The sequence below is a fragment of the Burkholderia sp. JP2-270 genome, assembly GCF_003233675.1.
Lineage (GTDB): Bacteria > Pseudomonadota > Gammaproteobacteria > Burkholderiales > Burkholderiaceae > Burkholderia > Burkholderia pyrrocinia_C.
This window is the reverse complement of sequence record NZ_CP029825.1, coordinates 2,603,403-2,620,637: the sequence shown is the minus strand read 5'-3', so window position 1 is coordinate 2,620,637 and position 17,235 is coordinate 2,603,403. Positions and strand designations below refer to the sequence as shown.

The following is a 17,235-nucleotide window of genomic DNA, read 5'->3' as shown; positions in this document are numbered from 1 at the left end:
GAGCGCTCAGCCTGCCGCCCGGATCGCCTCTTCGTACACGCCGGCGACGCGCCGCGCGATCACCGCGTTGTCGAAATGATCGCGCGCATAACGCTTGCACGCGGCCTCGTCGGGCAGCGCGATCGCACCCGACAGCGCGCCGCCGAGCCCTTCCGCGATCGCGTTCGCGCCGGTCGACGGCAGCACGAGATCGTTGGACAGCCCGGCCACCGCCTCCGGCAGCCCGCCGACCGGCGTAACCAGCACGGGCGTGCCGGACGCGAGCGATTCGACGGTGATCAGCCCGAAGCCTTCGAGCGCGACCGTCGGCACGACGCTGACCGTCGCCGCACGGTACAGCGCCGCGAGATGATGGTCAGGCACGAAGCCGAGCAGCTTCACGTTGTCCTGCAGCCCCGCCGCGTCGATGCGCTGCTGCAACTCCTCGCCGATCTTGCCCTTGCCGGCAATCAGCAGCAGCACGTCCGGGTGACGGTGCTTGACGAGGCCGATCGCGTCGATCAGGTCCTCCAGCCCCATGCGCCGCACGAGCCGGCGCACGGCCAGCACGATCGGCCGATCCTGCGGCAGTTGCAGCTTGTGCCGCGCCTCGGCGGGCGTGAGCGGTGTGTCGAACTGCGCGGTATCGACGCAGCCGGGAATCACGCGCACGCGCGACGGGTCGATCCCGTAGCGGTTCGTCAGGATCTGGCCGAACGCCTGCGACAGCACGATCAGCCGCGACGAACGCGTATAGACGGCCTGTTCGAGATAGCGCTTCGCGCGCTGCCCGAGCGACGCGGCGCCCTCGACCTGGCTTTCGTCTGCCCACGGCCCCTGGAAGTGCGACACCTGCGGAATCCCGCGCGTCACGTCGAGGCCCGGGAATGTGTACAGCGCAAAGTGCGACGAGATCACGTCCGGCCGCTCGCTGCGGATCTCCTCGCGCAGCGCGCGCCGCGCGGCGAGCATCCGGCGCGCGAGCGTCTGCGACGCGGGACCGAAGCCCTGGATCGCGCCGCCCGTGTCGTCGGCGACCTTCGGCGAGCCCGCGACGAGCCCGCGCACCTCCACGCCCGCGCCCGGCAGCGCGCCGACGAGCGAGTAGTACATCCGGTCGAGGCCGCCCGCACGTTCGGGAAACCAGTGCATGCCGATCTGCAACGATTTGATCGGCCGGGAAGATTGGGACATCACGATTGCTCCTGCGTGACTGCATGCTCGACCCGCTCGAACGCGGACGGCTGCGTGGGTTGGCCGATGCGCCGGTAGAGCGCGACGTACTGGGCACCCATGTGCGCCCAGCCGAAACGGGTCATCAATTCGCGGGCCGCGTCGCCCATCGCGCGGCAGGTGTCGCGCGACGCCGCGAGCGAACCGATCGCCTGCGCGAGCGCGGCCGGATCGTCCGGATCCTCCAGCACGATCCCGCATTCGCGCGTGATGATTTCCGCGCCGCCCGCAGTGCGCGCGGTGACGACCGGCAGTCCGGCCGCCATCGCCTCGAGCAGCGACAGGCTCATCGCTTCGTAGCGCGACGGGAACACATACGCGTCGACCGAGCGCATCAGCGTCGGCATGTTTTTCACGAGGCCGAGGAAATGCACGCGCGAATCGATGCCGAGCGCGCGCGCCTCTTCCGGATACGGGCTGCCCGGCAGATAGCCGGCCACAGCCAGATGGACGTTCGCCGGCAGCTTCGTCAGCGCCTTCAACACGGTGCCGAGGTTCTTGCGCGGCGTGCGCAGATCGCCGACGAACAGCAGCAGGAACGCGTCGTCCGGCAGCTTGAACGCCGCGCGGTCGGCCTGCGCGCCCGCGAACGCGCTACCGTCGACGCCGTTGTAGATCACGCTGATCTTGCGGCTGTCGATGCCGAGCGCGGCAATCTCGTCGGCCACTTTCTGCGACACCGCGGTGATCGCACGCGAACGCCGGTATGCCCAGCGCTCGAGCGCGGTGTTCACGCGTGTATAGACATACTGGTAAGCCGACCACATCCCCTTCGTGAGCCCGAACGGATAGTACGGGCTCCTGAACCAGCCGCCGTGCACGAAGTGTGCGGTATTCACGTCGGCCTTGATCCACGAGATGAAGCCGTTCACGTGCAGCACGTCGTACTCGCCGCGATGCGCGCGCAGCCACCACGCGCTCTTCAGCGCGAATACCTGCTGCTTGACGAGATTGGACGGCCAGAAGCGCCCGACCTTCACCGGCACCCAGCGCACGCGCGGGTCGGCCAGCAGCTCGGGCGCGACGTGCGACGCGACCAGCGTGACTTCGTAGTTCTCGGCCAGCGCCGCGCGCGCGATTTCGTAATTGACGCGGCCCTGCCCGTCGTTATGTCGCACGACATGCGTGACGATCGCGATTCTCAAAGGTCGCCTCCCCGTGAACGCGCGGCGGCCAGCAGGCGCTGAGCCTTCTGCCAGTGCGCCGCGGAAAGTATCGAAAAAATGGCTGTAAACATCAGCAGGCCGCCCGTGCCGATCAGCGAGTTCGTGAACACGAGCATCGCGAACGTCGAAAGGCACAGGCTCAGGCACGCGCCGACGAACTTGTCCTTGCGCAGCTTGAACGCCGCGCGCAGCGTGCGGCCGAACAGCATCACGACGCCGGCGAGATACAGCAGCGTACCGGGCCAGCCGAGTACGAACGGCACGTTCATCACGCCGCTGTCGAAGCTGCCGTACTTGCCGAGCTCGCCGCTGTCGCTCGACAGCTTCGTCGATGCGCCCGTCGCGCCCATCCCTTCGCCGGCGACGTCGGTAAACGCCGTCTGCGCGAAGGTTGCGTAGAACTTGTTGCGGTCGTCGTAGCTGCGATCGTCCTTCAGGTTCGTGATCGACTGGAGACGCTGGCCGAGACGATCGGCCACCGGCCCGACGGTCAGCAGCGGGACGCATAGCCCGACCAGCACGATGCCGCTGATGAGGATCCGCATCCGCACGCGGTTGTTCGACTGCGCGAGCTGGATCGCGAGCGCGATCACCCAGCCGCCCCACGTCGAACGCACGAGACACAGCGCGAACGACACGAAACCGGCCGCGCCCGCGAACCAGCGGATCTTCTGCGGCGCCGCGAGCACGAACACCAGCGCGCCCATCATCGCGAACGCGAACGGCCCCGACGAGTTCATCGTGCTGAATACCCGCACGCCGTACGGCACCGGCTCGCCCTGCGAACCCATGTCCGAACCGATCATCCACAGCACGTCCCACTGCGGCATCACGAAGTACTGCACGACGCCGTACACGCCCATCACGAGCATGCCCCACATGAACGTGGACAGCAGCACGTCGCGATACTCGGGATAGTCGCGCGCGTTGACCATGATGTGAAAGCCGATCAGCACCGGGTACACCCAGTTCGCGAGGTCGTAGGTCGCGGCCATCACGCCGCTCGACACGATCCCGACGAGATACGCGTACGCGAGCCCGAACAGCATCAGCAGCACCGGTATCCCGCGCCGCTGCGCGAGCACGCGGTAATGCCGGATCAGCCCGAAGCCGGCGATCATCGTCACCGCGAGCGGCGCGACCTGGATCAGGCTGGTCGGCGTGAACGCGCCCTTCGACCAGTCGGCGAGCCGCCGCACTTCGGGGCTCAGGAACCACACCCACCACATGAAGCCGACATAGCGCGCCGGGCTCTTGAAATACAGCCAGATGCCGACCGCGATGGCCAGCACCGGAAACGCGAGCGTCAGCACCTTGCCCTGGTGAATGGCGATCAGCGCGGCGGTGAACGACCACAGGCCGGCCTGTCCGACCCAGTGCTTCGGTTCGGCGAACCAGCTGCGGCTGCGCGACGGTGCGCGTTCGGCGGCAATCGTACTCATCGATCCGCTCTCACCGCGACGACGGACGCGAATCCGCAAGCGGCATCGCCAGGCCCGCGGCCGCCGGCGTGCGGCGCCGGTGCAGCAGGTCGCGCGTGATCCGCACGTGCTGCTCGGCGAACGCCTGCGTGGTCAGGTCGCGCTCGCGCAGGCACGCGGCGGCAGCCCGCGCGCAGCCGAGCGCCGCAACCGGATCGGCGACGAAGCGGTCGGCGGCCTGGCGCATCGCCTGCGCGTCGAACGCCGGCACATAGGCGGCCGCATCGTGCGGGAAGTAGTCGCTGAGGCCGCCGACGTCGGACACGATCATCGGCTTGCCGACGGCCGCCGCCTCGAGCATCACCGTGATGCCCGACGCGTGGAAGTTCGGCCGCAGCGGCACGACGATCACGTCGGCCCACGCGTACAGCTCGTGCTGCTTCGCGAGCCCCGACGCCGAGCCGATCTTCACGTTCGGCGCATGCCACTCGCGCGGCACGCGGCGGCGCGTCGCGAGTCGTACGTCGTAGCGCTCGTCGCCGCCGAACGCGGCGAGGAACGTGCGCCAGTCGCGGTCGCGGTCGTTGCCGATCGCCGCGATCCGCAGCGGCCGGTTCGGTTGCCACTGCCGCGGCTCGGTGAGCGGGAAATCCTGCGTGTTCAGCCCGTAATAGACGAACTCGGCATCGCGCCCGAGGTAGCGGCGGCACAGCTCGGCGTTGTCGCGGGCGAGCGTGGTCAGCGCGTCGGCGCGCGCGAGCAGCTTGCGGTACAGCCAGCGGCGCGCGGCGCCGAAGCTGCCCCACTTGTCGAACAGCCACACGCTCTGCGCGAGCAGCAGCGGGCGCTTGCCCTGCGCGCCGGCGAGCTTCAGGATCAGCGAAGCGGCGAGATGCTCCTGCTCGGTGTGTGTCCAGATCACGTCGGTGTTCAGCAGCGCGGCGCGGTTGCGCCACGCATGCACGACGTCGAAGCCGAGCGCCGCCTTCAGCGCGCGGCGCGCGAGGCTGGCGACACGGCCCTCGCCGCCGTCCTGCGAATAGGTCAGCCGGAATTCGTCGGATTCGGCGTGGTGATAGCCGTACAGGCAGCCGATGTTCTCGCCTTTCCGGTAGGTACGCGGATCGGCGCCGTAAAACAGGTGGACGTGGACTTTCGTTGCGGTCATGTCAGCCTCCGCCGGACCGCCCCAAGGAGGCTGACCGCCCCCTCGGGGGGCAGCGCGCAAAGCGTGCGTGGGGGTTGTTTCATTTCGAGCCCTCCGGGGGTGGCCGCGCGCGATGCGCGCAGCCCGTTCAAGACGTCACCGGCGGCATCGCCGCACGGTGGGGGGCAAGGTTCGCGCGGCGTGCTTCGCGCGCGCCGCGGCGCACTGCGCGCCAGTGCTCGCGGATCCGGTTGCGCTGCGCCGAATGCAGCGACAGCAGCACATGCGCGAAACCCGGATAGACGCGCGTGCCGACCAGCGTCCACCACCACCACGCGATCTCGCGCCGAAGCGGCGGCAGATGCTCGCGCAGGATCAGATGCAGGTTGTACGCGCCGTTGCTGATCGCATTCAGCGACGCGGCATCGCGCCGGTCGTCGTCGAAGCGCTCGGCCGGGAAATGATCGACCGCGATCGCCGGGTCGTAGACGAGCTTCCAGCCGTCGCGCTGCACGCGCATGCTGAACGCCATGTCGTTGTGCACCTGCGCACCGGCGCCGCGCAGCCGCGTGTCGAAACGGAGCCGTTCGATCGCGGCGCGGCGGTAGCTCATGTTCGCGCCCTTCAGCATGTCGACTTCGCGCGCGCCGCCGACGCCGAGGTGATGATTGCCGACGATCTTGCCGGACAGCGTGAGCTGGCCGACGAGTTCGCGCGATTCGTCGAGCACGCGGCCCTTCTCGTGCACCCAGTCGCGCCCGCCGACCGCGCCCACGCGCGGATCGGCCTGGAATGCCGACTCGACGCGCGCCAGCCAGTCGGGGTGCGGCGCCGCATCGTCGTCGGTGATCGCGACGATGTCGCCGTGCGCCGAGTCGAGCCCCTTGTTCAGCGCGGCGACCTGCCCCGGCACGTCGACCGGCACGATGCGCAGCGGCAGCGCGCCGCCGACCGCCGGATCGGCGAGCCGTTCGTGCGTGGCGTCGTCCTCCGGGCGCGCGACGACGATCACCTCGTCGGGCAGCCGCTGCTGGCGCTGCAGCGCCAGCAGGCAGCGCGCGAGGTCGGCCGGGCGCCGGTAGGTCGGGACGAGCACGGAAATTTTCATCGATGGTTCTCCAGTCGGCCGGGCTGGCGCGCTGCGCACCGGCCCGGTTTCGCGCACTGCACTCAGGCGCTCAGGTATTCGTGCACGGCCGCGTAGCCGCGGCCGTAGCCGCGCGCCTTCGGCGGCACGCCGTTGAAGATCCCGCCTTCCAGATCGACGCCCGCGGTGCGCAGGCGCTTGATCGCGTCGGCGATCTCGCCTTCGGTGTGCATGCCCGAGCGCAGCACGAGGAACGTCGAGCCGGCCATGCGGCCGATGATGGTTGCGTCGGTCACCGCCAGCACCGGCGGCGAATCGATCAGCACGACGTCGTAGCGCTTGCTGAGCCCTTCGAGGTATTGCGGCAGGCGCGTCGACATCAGCAGTTCCGACGGGTTCGGCGGACGCGTGCCGGCCGCGATGAACGACAGGCCCTGCACCGGCGTTTCGCGCACGGCATCCTCGAGCGGCGACTGGTCGCTCAGCAGTTCCGACAGGCCCGGCTGCGCGGTGAGGCCGAAGTACCGGTCGAGCAGGCCGCGACGCATGTCGGCGTCGATCAGCAGCACGCGCTTGCCCGAATGCGCGAGCAGCACCGCGAGGTTGACCGTCAGGAAACTCTTGCCGATGCCGGGCGTCGGGCCCGTCAGCACGATCACGCGGTTCTTCGCGTCCATCATCGCGAACTGCATCGCGGTGCGCAGGCTGCGCAGGCTCTCGACGCTGAGATCCTTCGGACGCAGGCTCGCGAGGATCGGCCGCGCGCGGCCGCCGCCCTTCTCGGCCGCGGCGTCGAGCTTCACCTGCTCGGCGCTTTGCGGCACCAGCCCGTACAGCGGCAGGTTGAACGCGCGCTCGATGCGATCGGGATCCTCGATGCCCTGGAACAGGTTGCGGCGCAGGAACACGATGCCCGTGCCGAGGATCAGCCCCAGGAACACGGCGGCCGACAGGATCAGCACCTTCTTCGGCTTGACCGGATCGCCCGGGCGCAGCGCCGAATCGACGAGGTGGATGTTGCCGCCCGTGCCGGCCTTCTGTACCGACAGCTCCTGCACGCGGTTCAGCAGCAGCACGTAGATGTCCTCGGCGACCTTCGCGTCGCGCTGGAGCTGGACGGCCTTCACTTCGGTCGCCGGCAGGCTGCGGAAGCGGTTGCTGAACTTGTCCTTCTCGCCCTGCAGCTCCGAGAGCTGCTGCTTCGCGGCGATCACCATCGGGTGCGAATCGGTGAAGCGCTGCGCGAGCGACGCGAGCTGCAGGCGCTGCGCGGCGATCTGCTGCTCGTACTGCACGCTGCCTTCGAGGTAGACCTTCGCCTCTTCGCTCGCGTTGATCGAGCCCGACGTGCGCTGGTACTGCGTCAGCGCGGCTTCAGCGTGTTCGAGGTCGGCCTTCAGGCGCGGTTCCTCGCCCTTCAGGAAGTCGAGCATCTTGGTCGCTTCGGCCTGCTTCGCGACCACGTGCTGGTTCAGGTACGACTGCGCGAGCGCGTTCGCGATCGCGGCGGTCTGATCCGGGTCCTTGCCTTCGAGCGAGATCTGCACGACGCCCGTCTGCTTGCCCTGCTCGCTGACCTGGATGCCGGCCTGGAAGCCGCCGATCGCGTCGAGATCGTTGTAGCGGACCACCGTGAACTGCGTGCCGGGGCGCGCGACGAGCTTCTTCACGAGCAGCGTCACGCCGCCGCCCTGCGCCGACTCGCCGACCTGGCCCGACAGCAGCCGGGTGCCGTTCCGGTCGACGATCGAATAGGTGCCGTTCGGACCGGCCGTCAGCGTCAGCTTCTTGCCTTCGAGCGCCGGCACGACGCTGATCGAATCGACGTCGGCGACTTCACCGCCCCACGCATACGATTTCAGGCCGAGCCACGGCCGCGCCGGCTCGCCCGGCGTCGCGACGCGCGCGGCGAGGCTGCCGATCACGGGCAGCGTCTTCGGCACGACCGAAAAGTTCAGCTTGAACTGCTCGACGACCGGCGCGACGACGCCGCGGCTCTTGATGATCTCGATTTCCGCATCGGTCTGCGCCTGCTGCGGACCGGTATTGATCGTCGCGCCGGTCTGCGTCTGCGTGAGCGCCTGCGACGTGTTGTCGTTGCTCTCGACCCGCACGTGCACGTCGGCCTGATACACCGGCTTCGCGATGTAGCAGTAAAGGCCGGCGAGCGCGACGACCGTCACCGCGATGCCGAGCAGCAGCCAGATGTCGTCCATGATTACCTGGAGCAACTGGCCGAGGACGACGTCCTCTTCCTCGGTCTTCACGGACAGATCCGCGTAGGAGTGTTTCGCTTGCGTGTTCACCATTCGTTCCCGCTTGAGTGGTGCCGGGGCGGAGGCGCCGCCCCGGCGGGCTATCAGCGCGTGATTTGCCGCATGTAGAAGATCGTCTGGATCGTCGGCAGCACCTGCTGCAGCACCCGGTTGAACTGCACCGAGCTGGCCGTGCTGACGTAGACCACATCGAGCGGCTGAAGCGGGAAGCGGCTCGACAGCATCAACGCATCGGGCTGCGTCATGTCGAGGCGGAACACTTCAGGCTTCGTCGGGTTGTCGCGCATCCCGCGCATCACGTAGATCTTGCGCGGGTTCGCATCGGTGTCGAGGATGCCGCCGCCCGCCGTCAGCGCGTCGGCGATGGTCAGCCTGCCCTTGAGCATCGGCACCGTGACCGGCGTCTTGACCTCGCCCATGATGAACACGCGGCTGTCGCTGCGGTCCGGTACGTTGACGATGTCGCCCTGCTGCAGCATCACGTTCTGCCGCACTTCGCCGCGATCGAGCACGCCGTTCGCGTCGAGCGTATACAGCTTGCCGTCGCGCGTCAGGCGCACGCGCTGCAGATCGGCCTCGTTGGTCGAGCCGCCCGAGCGCGAGATCGCGTCGACCAGCGTCAGCGGCACGTCGCTCATCGCGAGCGGGCCCGGCGTCTTCACCTCGCCCGTCACCTGCACCTTCTGGCTGCGGTACGACAGCACGCGCACGTCGAGCTGCGGGTTCTTCACGTAGCGTGCGAGACGCGTGGCCAGCTCGTCGCGGGTCTGCGCGATCGTCTTGCCCGCCACGTGAATGCGGCCGACGAACGGGAAGAAGATCGTGCCGTCGGCGGCCACCGTCTGGCCGTAAGGATCGGCCTGGCCCGGCAGCGACGACGAATAGGGCTGCTGCAGCGCACCCGCGATCGTCTGCGTCGTGTTGCCGCCGCTCGAGAACGACTGGCCCTGCGGCGTCGTCAGCTCGGGGTGGTCCCAGACGGTGACGCCGAGGATGTCCTGCGCGCCGATGCGGTACACGTACTGCGACGCATCGGTATAGCGTCCGGGCGGCAGCGGATGGTCGACCTGCTGCTTCTGCAACTGGTCCATCACCACTTTGGCGTCGATGTAATGAACCGGATAGGTCTCGGCCGCTTGCTGGCGGCCTTCGTCCTTCAGGTTCGACGAGTCGAGGTAGTTGCCGGGCGCGGTTGCACAGGCTGACAGGAAAGTCGTCAGCGCGACGGCAAGCGCCACCGGGCGCATCGGGCGTTTCAGCATAGTTTCTGTAGCCATCCTTGAACCAGACGTTCGATCTGCGAGTAGCTCTCGCGGTATTCGGCCTCGGGGCCGCCGTGCGGATCGGCAATCTCGGCCCCTTCCCACTTGCCGAGCAGGTGGACCTTGCCGCGCGCGAACGGATCGACCGATTCGACGGCCGCGATCTGTCCGCGCTCGCTGACGAGAATCAGGTCGGCGTCGCGCACGATCCGGCGCGACAGCCGCCGCGAGCGGTGGGTCGTCGCATCGACGCCGCGCTCCGCGAGCAACTGCCGCATCACCGGATCGATGCCGTCGCCGTCGTTCGCATGAACGCCGGCCGAGTGAAACGTCGCGCGCGGGCCGCCGCGCGACGCGGCGTGCGACTTGAACAGCATTTCCGCCGCCGGGCTGCGGCAGACGTTCGCGTGGCAGACGATCAGGATGTTCCGGAACATGGCGTCTCGTAACGGGTGACGGGAAACAGGGTTACGCGCTCGCGCGCGCGGCGCCCGGCACGCGAGCGGCGACGGCCTGGCGCGAGCCCGGCCGGCCGATCGGGTGGTATTCGATGCCCTGCTCGCTCATCGTCTCCGGCTCGTACAGGTTGCGGCCGTCGAAGATCACCGGCGTCTTCCACAGGCGGCCGAGCGCGACGAAGTCGGGGCTCTTGAACGCCTTCCATTCGGTGACGATCACGAGCGCATCGGCATCGCGCGCGGCCTGAGCTTCGTCGTCGACGAAGCTCAGGCGCTCGAGCCAGCTCGGGTGATCGGCGAGATCGAGCGCGATCACGCGGCGCGCCTCCTGCTGCGCGACCGGATCGTACGCGGCGATGCGCGCGCCGCGCGACAGCAGCTCGGCGATCAGTTCGCGGCTCGGCGCCTCGCGCATGTCGTCGGTGTTCGGCTTGAATGCCAGGCCCCAGATCGCGAACGTGCGGCCCGTCAGGTCCTCGCCGAAGCGCGCGACGATCTTGTCGGCCAGCACGCGCTTTTGCGTCGCGTTGACCGACGACACGGCCTTCAGGATCTGCAGCGATTGCCCGTGCTCGTCGGCCGTGCGAATCAGCGCCTCGACGTCCTTCGGGAAGCACGAGCCGCCGTAGCCGCAGCCGGCGTACAGGAAGTGATAGCCGATGCGCGGATCGGAGCCGATCCCGCGGCGCACGGCCTCGATGTCCGCGCCGAAGCGGTCGGCGAGGTTCGCCAGCTCGTTCATGAACGAGATGCGCGTCGCGAGCATCGCGTTCGCCGCGTATTTCGTGAACTCGGCCGAGCGCACGTCCATGTACAGCGTGCGCTCGTGGTTGCGGTTGAACGGCGCGTACAGCTTCTTCATCAGCTCGCGGGCGCGCTCGCCCGGCACGTCGTCGTCGCAACCGATCACGATACGGTCCGGCCGCGTGAAATCGTCGACCGCCGCGCCTTCCTTCAGGAATTCAGGATTCGACACGACCGAGAACATCTGGTCGCCGCCGCGCTTCGCGAGTTCCTCGGCGACCGCCGCGCGCACGCGCTCGGCCGTGCCGACCGGCACCGTCGACTTGTCGACGATCACCTTGAAGCCCGTCATGTAGCGGCCGATGTTGCGCGCCGCCGCGAGCACGTATTGCAGGTCGGCCGAGCCGTCCTCGTCGGGCGGCGTGCCGACCGCGATGAACTGCACGTCGCCGTGCGCGACCGCGGCTTCGATGTCGGTCGAGAACCGCAGGCGGCCGGCCGAGCGGTTGCGCGCGATGACTTCCTTGAGGCCCGGCTCGTGGATCGGCACGCCGCCGTTGTTCAGGATGTCGATCTTTGCCTGGTCGACGTCGAGACAGAACACGTCGTGCCCGATGTCGGCGAGGCATGCGCCGGTGACAAGACCTACGTAACCGCTGCCGATGATAGTCAGATTCATGATGTGTCGACCTCTTGACCAATGATTCGAAATTCGTAAAACCGGAATGCCTGCGAGGCACTGTGTCAGTACGCGTTGCTGCCGGTGAAGCCTTTCCAGAGCGTCAGCGCGACGATCTTGATGTCGAGCCAGAACGACCAGTTCTGCATGTAGTACAGATCGAGCTTCACGCGCCCCATCATCTTCTCGATCTGGTCGGTCTCGCCGCGAAAGCCGTTGATCTGCGCCCATCCGGTGATGCCGGGCTTGATCCGGTAGCGGAACATGTAGCCCTTGACCAGATCCTTGTAGATGTCGTCGTGCGCGAGCGCATGCGGGCGCGGGCCGACGACCGACATCTCGCCCTTCAGCACGTTGATGAACTGCGGCAGCTCGTCGAGGCTGGTGCGGCGCAGGAACCGGCCGACCGGCGTTACGCGCATGTCGTTCTTGGTCGCCTGCGTCACCGTGCCCGCCGCTTCCTGGTGCACCTTCATCGAGCGGAACTTGTAGATCTCGAACTCGTGCCCGTCGATGCCCTTGCGTTTCTGGCGGAAGAACACCGGCCCGCGCGACGTCAGCTTGATCAGGCCCGCGATCAGCAGCATCACCGGCGCGAGCGCCGTGAGCGCCGCCAGCGCGAACAGCCGGTCGAACACGAACTTCGGCAGGATCCGCACGTCGGTGATCGGCGACGCCGCGAGGTTGATCGCCGGCACGCCGAGCACCTCGACCACTTCCTGGTTGAAGAACGACAGCGTGCGCACGTCCGGAATGAAACGGATGTTCACGAAGTCGTGGCGGAACACCGTCACGATCTGGTGAATCCTCGGTTCCTCCGAGATCGGCAGCGTGAGCCACAACTCGCGGATCGCGCGGCTGCGCACGAGCCACACCAGCGATTCGAACTGCCGCTCGATGCGCACGTCGTCGAGTGCGACATCGCCCGGCGCTTCGCTTTCGTCGTACACGCATACCGGGTTGAAGCCCGCTTCCGGCCGCGCCCGCATCTGCGCGATCAGCCGCCGCGCCGCCGGCGTACCGCCGACGATCGCGACCGCCTTCAGGTTGTAGCCGCCGCGGCGCAGTTGCCGCAGCACGACGTGCACGCAGGCCTTCGAGCCGGCAAGCAGCGCCATCGTCACGAGCGCCCAGTAGCCGAGCCACAGCCGCGACAGGTCGCCCGACTGGTGAAAACTGAAGCTCATCAGGATGCCCGCGAGCTCGACCACGAGCCACGCGAACGCGACGCGCCCCATCAGCCCGACGAGACGCTTGCCTCGCCACGACTGGTAAATGCCGATGGCCGGAAAGAACACCACGACCAGCAGGCAGTCGAACAGCACCGTCGTGCGCTGCAGGTCGTTGAGCCAGATGCTGCCGTCGTGCAGCGCAGCGGCGATCAGCGCCCCTGCCACGACCATCGCGATATCGATGACTCTCGCCAGCACGCTCAACATGTCTGCTTCCTCTTTGAACAGGCGTTTGCCGAACAGCTCCTCGTGCAGCCCGTGCCGCACATTCGATTCAAACGTTGCATGACGCTATTGAAGCGACAAGAAAATCGCCCCTCAAGCGCACAAGTATTTCGAAAAATAATCGGAAATTCTTGCCGCGAACTTTTTGATTTAATTCGGCACGTTTTCCCGAATCGATCGGAAATCGAGAAATTTTCGGAAATTTTACGTTCGCCGCGAGCCCTTTGCCGGCACGGGATGACCAACAATACCCGGAATTATTTTTTATTTTTTTATTTGCATCCGATGCGATCGCGGAAAATTTTTCCAGATGAATGCCTGGCGAATATCTGCCAATCGGTCCGGTTTTATTGTCGATTTACTTCATGCTACAACGACAGGCACTGACTTCAACCGTGGAGAGTGTCACCATGAATGCTCCGGCCGTGGCCGCCGAAACGCGCCAATCTTCTTCCGCCGCCCCCGCCGCCGGCATGCGCCTCGCCGTACAGCCGGTGATTCTTGCCGGCGGTTCCGGCACGCGCCTGTGGCCGATGTCGCGCGAACGCTTTCCGAAACAGCTGATCGGCCTGCTCGGCGATCATTCGCTGCTGCAGTCGACCGCACTGCGCCTCGACGGCCTGACGGCCGACCACCCGCTGAACGACGACGTGCTGATCGTGTGCGGCGAGGATCACCGCTTCACGACCGCCGAACAACTGCGCCTGACGGCCAAGCCCGCGACGATCATGCTCGAGCCGCTCGGCCGCGACACCGCACCCGCGCTGACGCTCGCCGCGCTGCGGCTCGTCGCCGACGGCAACGATGCGGTGATGACCGTGATGCCGGCCGACCATGCGGTCGCCGACCTGCCGCGCTTCCACGCAGCCGTCGCGGCCGGCGTGCACTGCGCGGCGCAAGGCAGGATCGCGACGATGGGCATCGTGCCCACGCACGCTGAAACCGGCTACGGCTACATCCGCGTCGGCGCCCCGCTCGGCGACGCCGCGACGGGCAACCTCGACGTGCGCCGCCTCGACCGTTTCGTCGAGAAGCCGCACCTCGAACTCGCCCAGCAGTACGTCGCATCCGGCGAGTACTGGTGGAACAGCGGGATCTTCATCGTTCGCGCATCGGTATGGCTGAAGGCGATCCGCCAGCTCGAACCGGCGATCTACGCAGCCTGCGAACAGGCCGTCGCACAGGGCAAGGCCGATGGCGACTTCTTCCGCGTCGATCGCGACGCGTTCGCCGCATCGCCGTCGAACTCGATCGACTATGCGGTGATGGAGCCGCTCGCGAGCCTGCCGCAACTGTGCGAGAGCGTCGTCGTGCCGCTCGACGCGGGCTGGTCGGACGTCGGCTCGTGGGACGCGATCTGGCAGATCTCGCAGAAGGACGAGGACAGCAACGTCGGCCGCGGCCACGTGCTGTTCGAAGGCGCCGAATCGACCTTCGCGCATTCGGAAAGCCGGCTCGTCGCCTGCGTCGGCACGCAGAACCTCGTCGTCGTCGAAACGCCCGACGCCGTGCTCGTCGCGGACAAGTCGCGCGTGCAGGACGTGAAGAAGATCGTCGGCCGCATCAAGGCGCAACAAGGCGCGGAAGCCACCGATCACCGCAAGGTGCATCGCCCGTGGGGCCACTACGACTCGATCGACATGGGCGAGCGCTTCCAGGTGAAACGCATCGTCGTGAAACCGGGTGCGCGACTGTCGCTGCAGATGCACCACCATCGCGCCGAACACTGGATCGTCGTGCGCGGCACCGCGCGCATCACGCGCGGCGACGAAACGTTCCTGCTGTCCGAAAACGAATCGACGTACATCCCGCTCGGTGTATCGCACCGCCTGGAGAACCCGGGCATGATGCCGCTCGAACTGATCGAAGTGCAGTCGGGCGCGTATCTCGGCGAGGACGACATCGTCCGCTTCGACGATACCTACGGCCGGCAGTGACGCAGCAAGCACCGGGGGCTCCGCTTCGACAGCGGAGCCCCCGGGTGCGGCAAGCAGCGAAAGACGAGGCTTTCGCGCGGGCGTCGTGGCACACGACGGCCTGCGCGATGCATGCCAACGGCGCTTAACCTACACGGTATGCATACTCGCGGCGCTCCGACTGCACGGGATCGTTGCGGCTTTCGGACAGCGCACCCGCGTGACGCTCGGCGATGAAGCGCTTGATGTCCGACTCCGCGCGCGCCAGCGCGGACAAACCGGCCAGCACCTCGCTTTGCGGCGCGCGCGCCGGCTCGTCGCTCGCACCGTGGCGATCGATCCACTGGCGCGCCCAGTCGAGCGCGAACTGCTCGGCTTCCTCGGCATCGGTGAAACGCGGACCGATGAGGCCCGAGCGCTCGACGCGCCGGTCGTCCTGCGAGATCTCGGCCCACGCGCGATACATCAGGTTCTGCACGGGCTGCGCGATGCCGCAGATCGTATAGCCGCGATACTCGTCGACTTGCGGTTCGGCCGCGGCGAAGCTCGCCGACGACGCACGCGCATGGCGCAGTTCCGCGGCCGGCGCACCGGGCACCACGAACGACGTGCGGGCCGGATGATCGGCCACTGCGTCGCCCGGCATCGCGCTCAACGACGCGCCTTCGCCCTCCCAAACGTTTGCCTGCGCGACCGGCAATTGCCACGACTCGGGGTTTTGCCAGAACACGCCGCGCAAGCGATCGTTGTCGGGTGCGGGCTCCGCGCGACGCGCAGGCACGACCGGCACCGGCGGCGGCGGAATATACGCGAACGTGCGCCCGCTGAACTGGGTCAGCACGTCGATCATCTGCAGCAGCGTGCCGCTCGCGAGCCACTCCTCGTAGCGACGACGGCACGTCGGCCCGGACGGATAGCGACCGGGCAGCTTGGACCAGGCTTCACCGGTCGTCAGGATCCAGAGCACCGCGTTGGCAACGACGCGCGGTTCGGCTCGTGGACGCCCACGACGATTCAGCCGGATGGGTTCATCGGCGATCAGCGTTGAAAGACGAAACCACTCTTCATCGTTAAGCTCATCGAAGAACATAGTAGATCTCTCCACGCAGCCAGGCCGGGCTGCGATTGGCGGCGCCGTCGCGACACATCGCGTCGCGGGGCGGCCAGGTTGCACATTATGCTTATCGGCGTTGTGCACGCCGGCCGACACCGCACTTTCACGGTGCCGGAATTCCCGGCAATGGCGCACAAATCACGGTCTCACTCCAATGTGGGAATTTTTGTGCACGAAGCATACCATCCTTAGGGTTTATCTCAATATGACAATGACTTAATGTTACGCACTGAAACAACCTGCCATGGATACGCAAACTATTTACGCTTGAATTTTTTTGCGAGATTTTTATGCCCGGCGCTGCGAAGGCCCGTCTGGCGGGGCTCCGCAGGGTATGAAGAATGGCCTCCAACGGGCCTTCCCGGGCTGTTCCGACCCTTGCCTGCAACAATCGCGGGAATCGCTGCCTAAAATCGGTAAATCAGGGAAAATTGCGTAACAAGATATTCATGAATCGGTAAATCGTTCAATATCCGTTCAACTGAATTATCTCCGTGCACAATCTCTTTATTGTTTCTCTGCGAGTGACGAAAGCACGGTGACGCGGGATGCACGTTATTTCTCCGCACGCAAGCACGGGGCGCCTGTTACATTTTCGCGGCGACCGACGAGCGCTCGCGCCGCGCTACTCGCGGAAAGCCTGTTTCGGGTCGAAACGGAAAGGCTGGATACGCCGCGCAGGACGCGCGGCGGCCGTGTCAGCGCAGGTCGCCGGCCAGCGACGCGGTCACGTCCGGATCCACGCGCTGCAGCGGCATCGTGTAGGCCGGGTGATCGCAGCCGATCGACAACGCCGCCCCGCCCTTGAGCGCCGCGCGCATCGGCGCGTCGAGTTCGAAACGCACGAAATGCACGGCCGACGTCTTCTCGTCGTTGTCGCGCTCGAGGTCCTCGTCGGCGATCGCGTAGACGCGCGCGTGCCCGTCGACCTGCAGGTACACGCGATCCTCGATACCGATCAGCCGCGCGAGCGCCGCGCGCCGCTCGATCTCGTGCTCGTATTCGATCTGCATCGTCGCCTTCAGGTTGGTGCCGTCGGGCACGAGCGGCAGATACGCTTCCAGTTCGCCGTCGATGCCCGCCTCGTCGAAGATCTTCTCGATGTGCAGCATCTCCTGGATCTGATAGCGGATCGTCGTCTCGTCCTCGAACAAAAAACGCAGGTGGTTGCCGAGCGCGACCGCACGGCGGCGCTTGTACGCGACGAGCCGAGCGTGTTCGGTCCGGCGGATCTTCGCGTACGCTTCGAGCGTCAGCAGGGAGTCGCGGGTCAGCGTCATGGGATCTCCTCGTGAG

At 66.9% G+C, this 17,235-nt stretch carries 13 protein-coding genes; 1 reads left to right on the top strand and 12 read right to left on the bottom strand.

Annotated features, from left to right (window positions below; all coding sequences use genetic code 11):
• Positions 1-6 precede the first annotated feature (6 nt).
• The 10 genes from DM992_RS29945 to DM992_RS29900 all read right to left on the bottom strand — a co-directional run bounded on the left by DM992_RS29945 (position 7) and on the right by DM992_RS29900 (position 12,891).
• On the bottom strand, positions 7-1,173 hold the full coding sequence (locus DM992_RS29945; RefSeq protein WP_111019814.1) for a glycosyltransferase family 4 protein: 1,167 nt from the start codon (positions 1,171-1,173) through the stop codon (positions 7-9).
• Positions 1,173-2,357 carry a glycosyltransferase family 4 protein gene (locus tag DM992_RS29940; protein ID WP_111019813.1) on the bottom strand — a complete coding sequence of 395 codons (1,185 nt, stop codon included), beginning with the start codon at positions 2,355-2,357 and terminating at the stop codon, positions 1,173-1,175. Before DM992_RS29940 ends, DM992_RS29945 begins: the two co-directional genes overlap by 1 nt.
• Positions 2,354-3,820 carry a glucose-6-phosphate isomerase gene (locus tag DM992_RS29935; protein ID WP_111019812.1) on the bottom strand — a complete coding sequence of 489 codons (1,467 nt, stop codon included), beginning with the start codon at positions 3,818-3,820 and terminating at the stop codon, positions 2,354-2,356. Before DM992_RS29935 ends, DM992_RS29940 begins: the two co-directional genes overlap by 4 nt.
• 10 nt (positions 3,821-3,830) lie before the next feature.
• Entirely contained in the window at positions 3,831-4,967 is a 1,137-nt protein-coding gene (locus DM992_RS29930) for a glycosyltransferase family 4 protein (RefSeq protein WP_111019811.1), read from the bottom strand.
• 127 nt (positions 4,968-5,094) lie between these two features.
• Positions 5,095-6,054: a glycosyltransferase family 2 protein gene (locus DM992_RS29925; RefSeq protein ID WP_111019810.1), complete on the bottom strand. Its 960-nt coding sequence runs from the start codon at positions 6,052-6,054 to the stop codon at positions 5,095-5,097.
• Positions 6,055-6,116: 62 nt separating this feature from the next.
• Positions 6,117-8,342, bottom strand: a complete 2,226-nt coding sequence (locus DM992_RS29920; RefSeq protein ID WP_111019809.1) for a polysaccharide biosynthesis tyrosine autokinase — start codon at positions 8,340-8,342, stop codon at positions 6,117-6,119.
• Positions 8,343-8,392: 50 nt separating this feature from the next.
• Positions 8,393-9,571, bottom strand: a complete 1,179-nt coding sequence (locus DM992_RS29915) for a polysaccharide biosynthesis/export family protein (protein WP_034185155.1) — start codon at positions 9,569-9,571, stop codon at positions 8,393-8,395.
• Positions 9,565-10,008, bottom strand: coding sequence for a low molecular weight protein-tyrosine-phosphatase (locus DM992_RS29910; protein WP_072439345.1), 444 nt, complete (start codon positions 10,006-10,008; stop codon positions 9,565-9,567). The genes DM992_RS29915 and DM992_RS29910 overlap by 7 nt, the downstream gene beginning before the upstream one ends.
• A 31-nt stretch (positions 10,009-10,039) precedes the next feature.
• A complete protein-coding gene (locus tag DM992_RS29905) occupies positions 10,040-11,452 on the bottom strand; it encodes a UDP-glucose/GDP-mannose dehydrogenase family protein (RefSeq protein WP_034185153.1) in 1,413 nt (470 codons plus the stop codon).
• Between the two features lie 65 nt (positions 11,453-11,517).
• Entirely contained in the window at positions 11,518-12,891 is a 1,374-nt protein-coding gene (locus DM992_RS29900; RefSeq protein ID WP_111020472.1) for an undecaprenyl-phosphate glucose phosphotransferase, read from the bottom strand.
• A 428-nt stretch (positions 12,892-13,319) separates the two neighbouring features.
• On the opposite strand from DM992_RS29900, the gene DM992_RS29895 reads away from it, so the two are divergent.
• Entirely contained in the window at positions 13,320-14,846 is a 1,527-nt protein-coding gene (locus tag DM992_RS29895) for a mannose-1-phosphate guanylyltransferase/mannose-6-phosphate isomerase (RefSeq protein ID WP_111019808.1), read from the top strand.
• 124 nt (positions 14,847-14,970) lie between these two features.
• On the opposite strand, the gene DM992_RS29890 is transcribed toward DM992_RS29895, so the two are convergent.
• Complete coding sequence (locus DM992_RS29890) at positions 14,971-15,915, bottom strand: transposase (protein ID WP_111019807.1); 945 nt, start codon at positions 15,913-15,915, stop codon at positions 14,971-14,973.
• 722 nt (positions 15,916-16,637) lie between these two features.
• Complete coding sequence (locus DM992_RS29880; RefSeq protein WP_111019806.1) at positions 16,638-17,219, bottom strand: DUF3501 family protein; 582 nt, start codon at positions 17,217-17,219, stop codon at positions 16,638-16,640.
• Positions 17,220-17,235 lie beyond the last annotated feature (16 nt).

Bases quoted from the DNA above. Each gene is read 5' to 3' on its own strand.
- DM992_RS29935 (WP_111019812.1), bottom strand. From the start codon at position 3,820: ATGAGTACGATTGCCGCCGAACGCGCACCGTCGCGCAGCCGCAGCTGG.
- DM992_RS29920 (WP_111019809.1), bottom strand. From the start codon at position 8,342: ATGGTGAACACGCAAGCGAAACACTCCTACGCGGATCTGTCCGTGAAG.
- DM992_RS29915 (WP_034185155.1), bottom strand. From the start codon at position 9,571: ATGCTGAAACGCCCGATGCGCCCGGTGGCGCTTGCCGTCGCGCTGACG.
- DM992_RS29900 (WP_111020472.1), bottom strand. From the start codon at position 12,891: ATGTTGAGCGTGCTGGCGAGAGTCATCGATATCGCGATGGTCGTGGCA.
- DM992_RS29890 (WP_111019807.1), bottom strand. From the start codon at position 15,915: ATGTTCTTCGATGAGCTTAACGATGAAGAGTGGTTTCGTCTTTCAACG.
- DM992_RS29905 (WP_034185153.1), bottom strand. From the start codon at position 11,452: ATGAATCTGACTATCATCGGCAGCGGTTACGTAGGTCTTGTCACCGGC.
- DM992_RS29925 (WP_111019810.1), bottom strand. From the start codon at position 6,054: ATGAAAATTTCCGTGCTCGTCCCGACCTACCGGCGCCCGGCCGACCTC.
- DM992_RS29880 (WP_111019806.1), bottom strand. From the start codon at position 17,219: ATGACGCTGACCCGCGACTCCCTGCTGACGCTCGAAGCGTACGCGAAG.
- DM992_RS29910 (WP_072439345.1), bottom strand. From the start codon at position 10,008: ATGTTCCGGAACATCCTGATCGTCTGCCACGCGAACGTCTGCCGCAGC.
- DM992_RS29895 (WP_111019808.1), top strand. From the start codon at position 13,320: ATGAATGCTCCGGCCGTGGCCGCCGAAACGCGCCAATCTTCTTCCGCC.
- DM992_RS29930 (WP_111019811.1), bottom strand. From the start codon at position 4,967: ATGACCGCAACGAAAGTCCACGTCCACCTGTTTTACGGCGCCGATCCG.
- DM992_RS29945 (WP_111019814.1), bottom strand. From the start codon at position 1,173: ATGTCCCAATCTTCCCGGCCGATCAAATCGTTGCAGATCGGCATGCAC.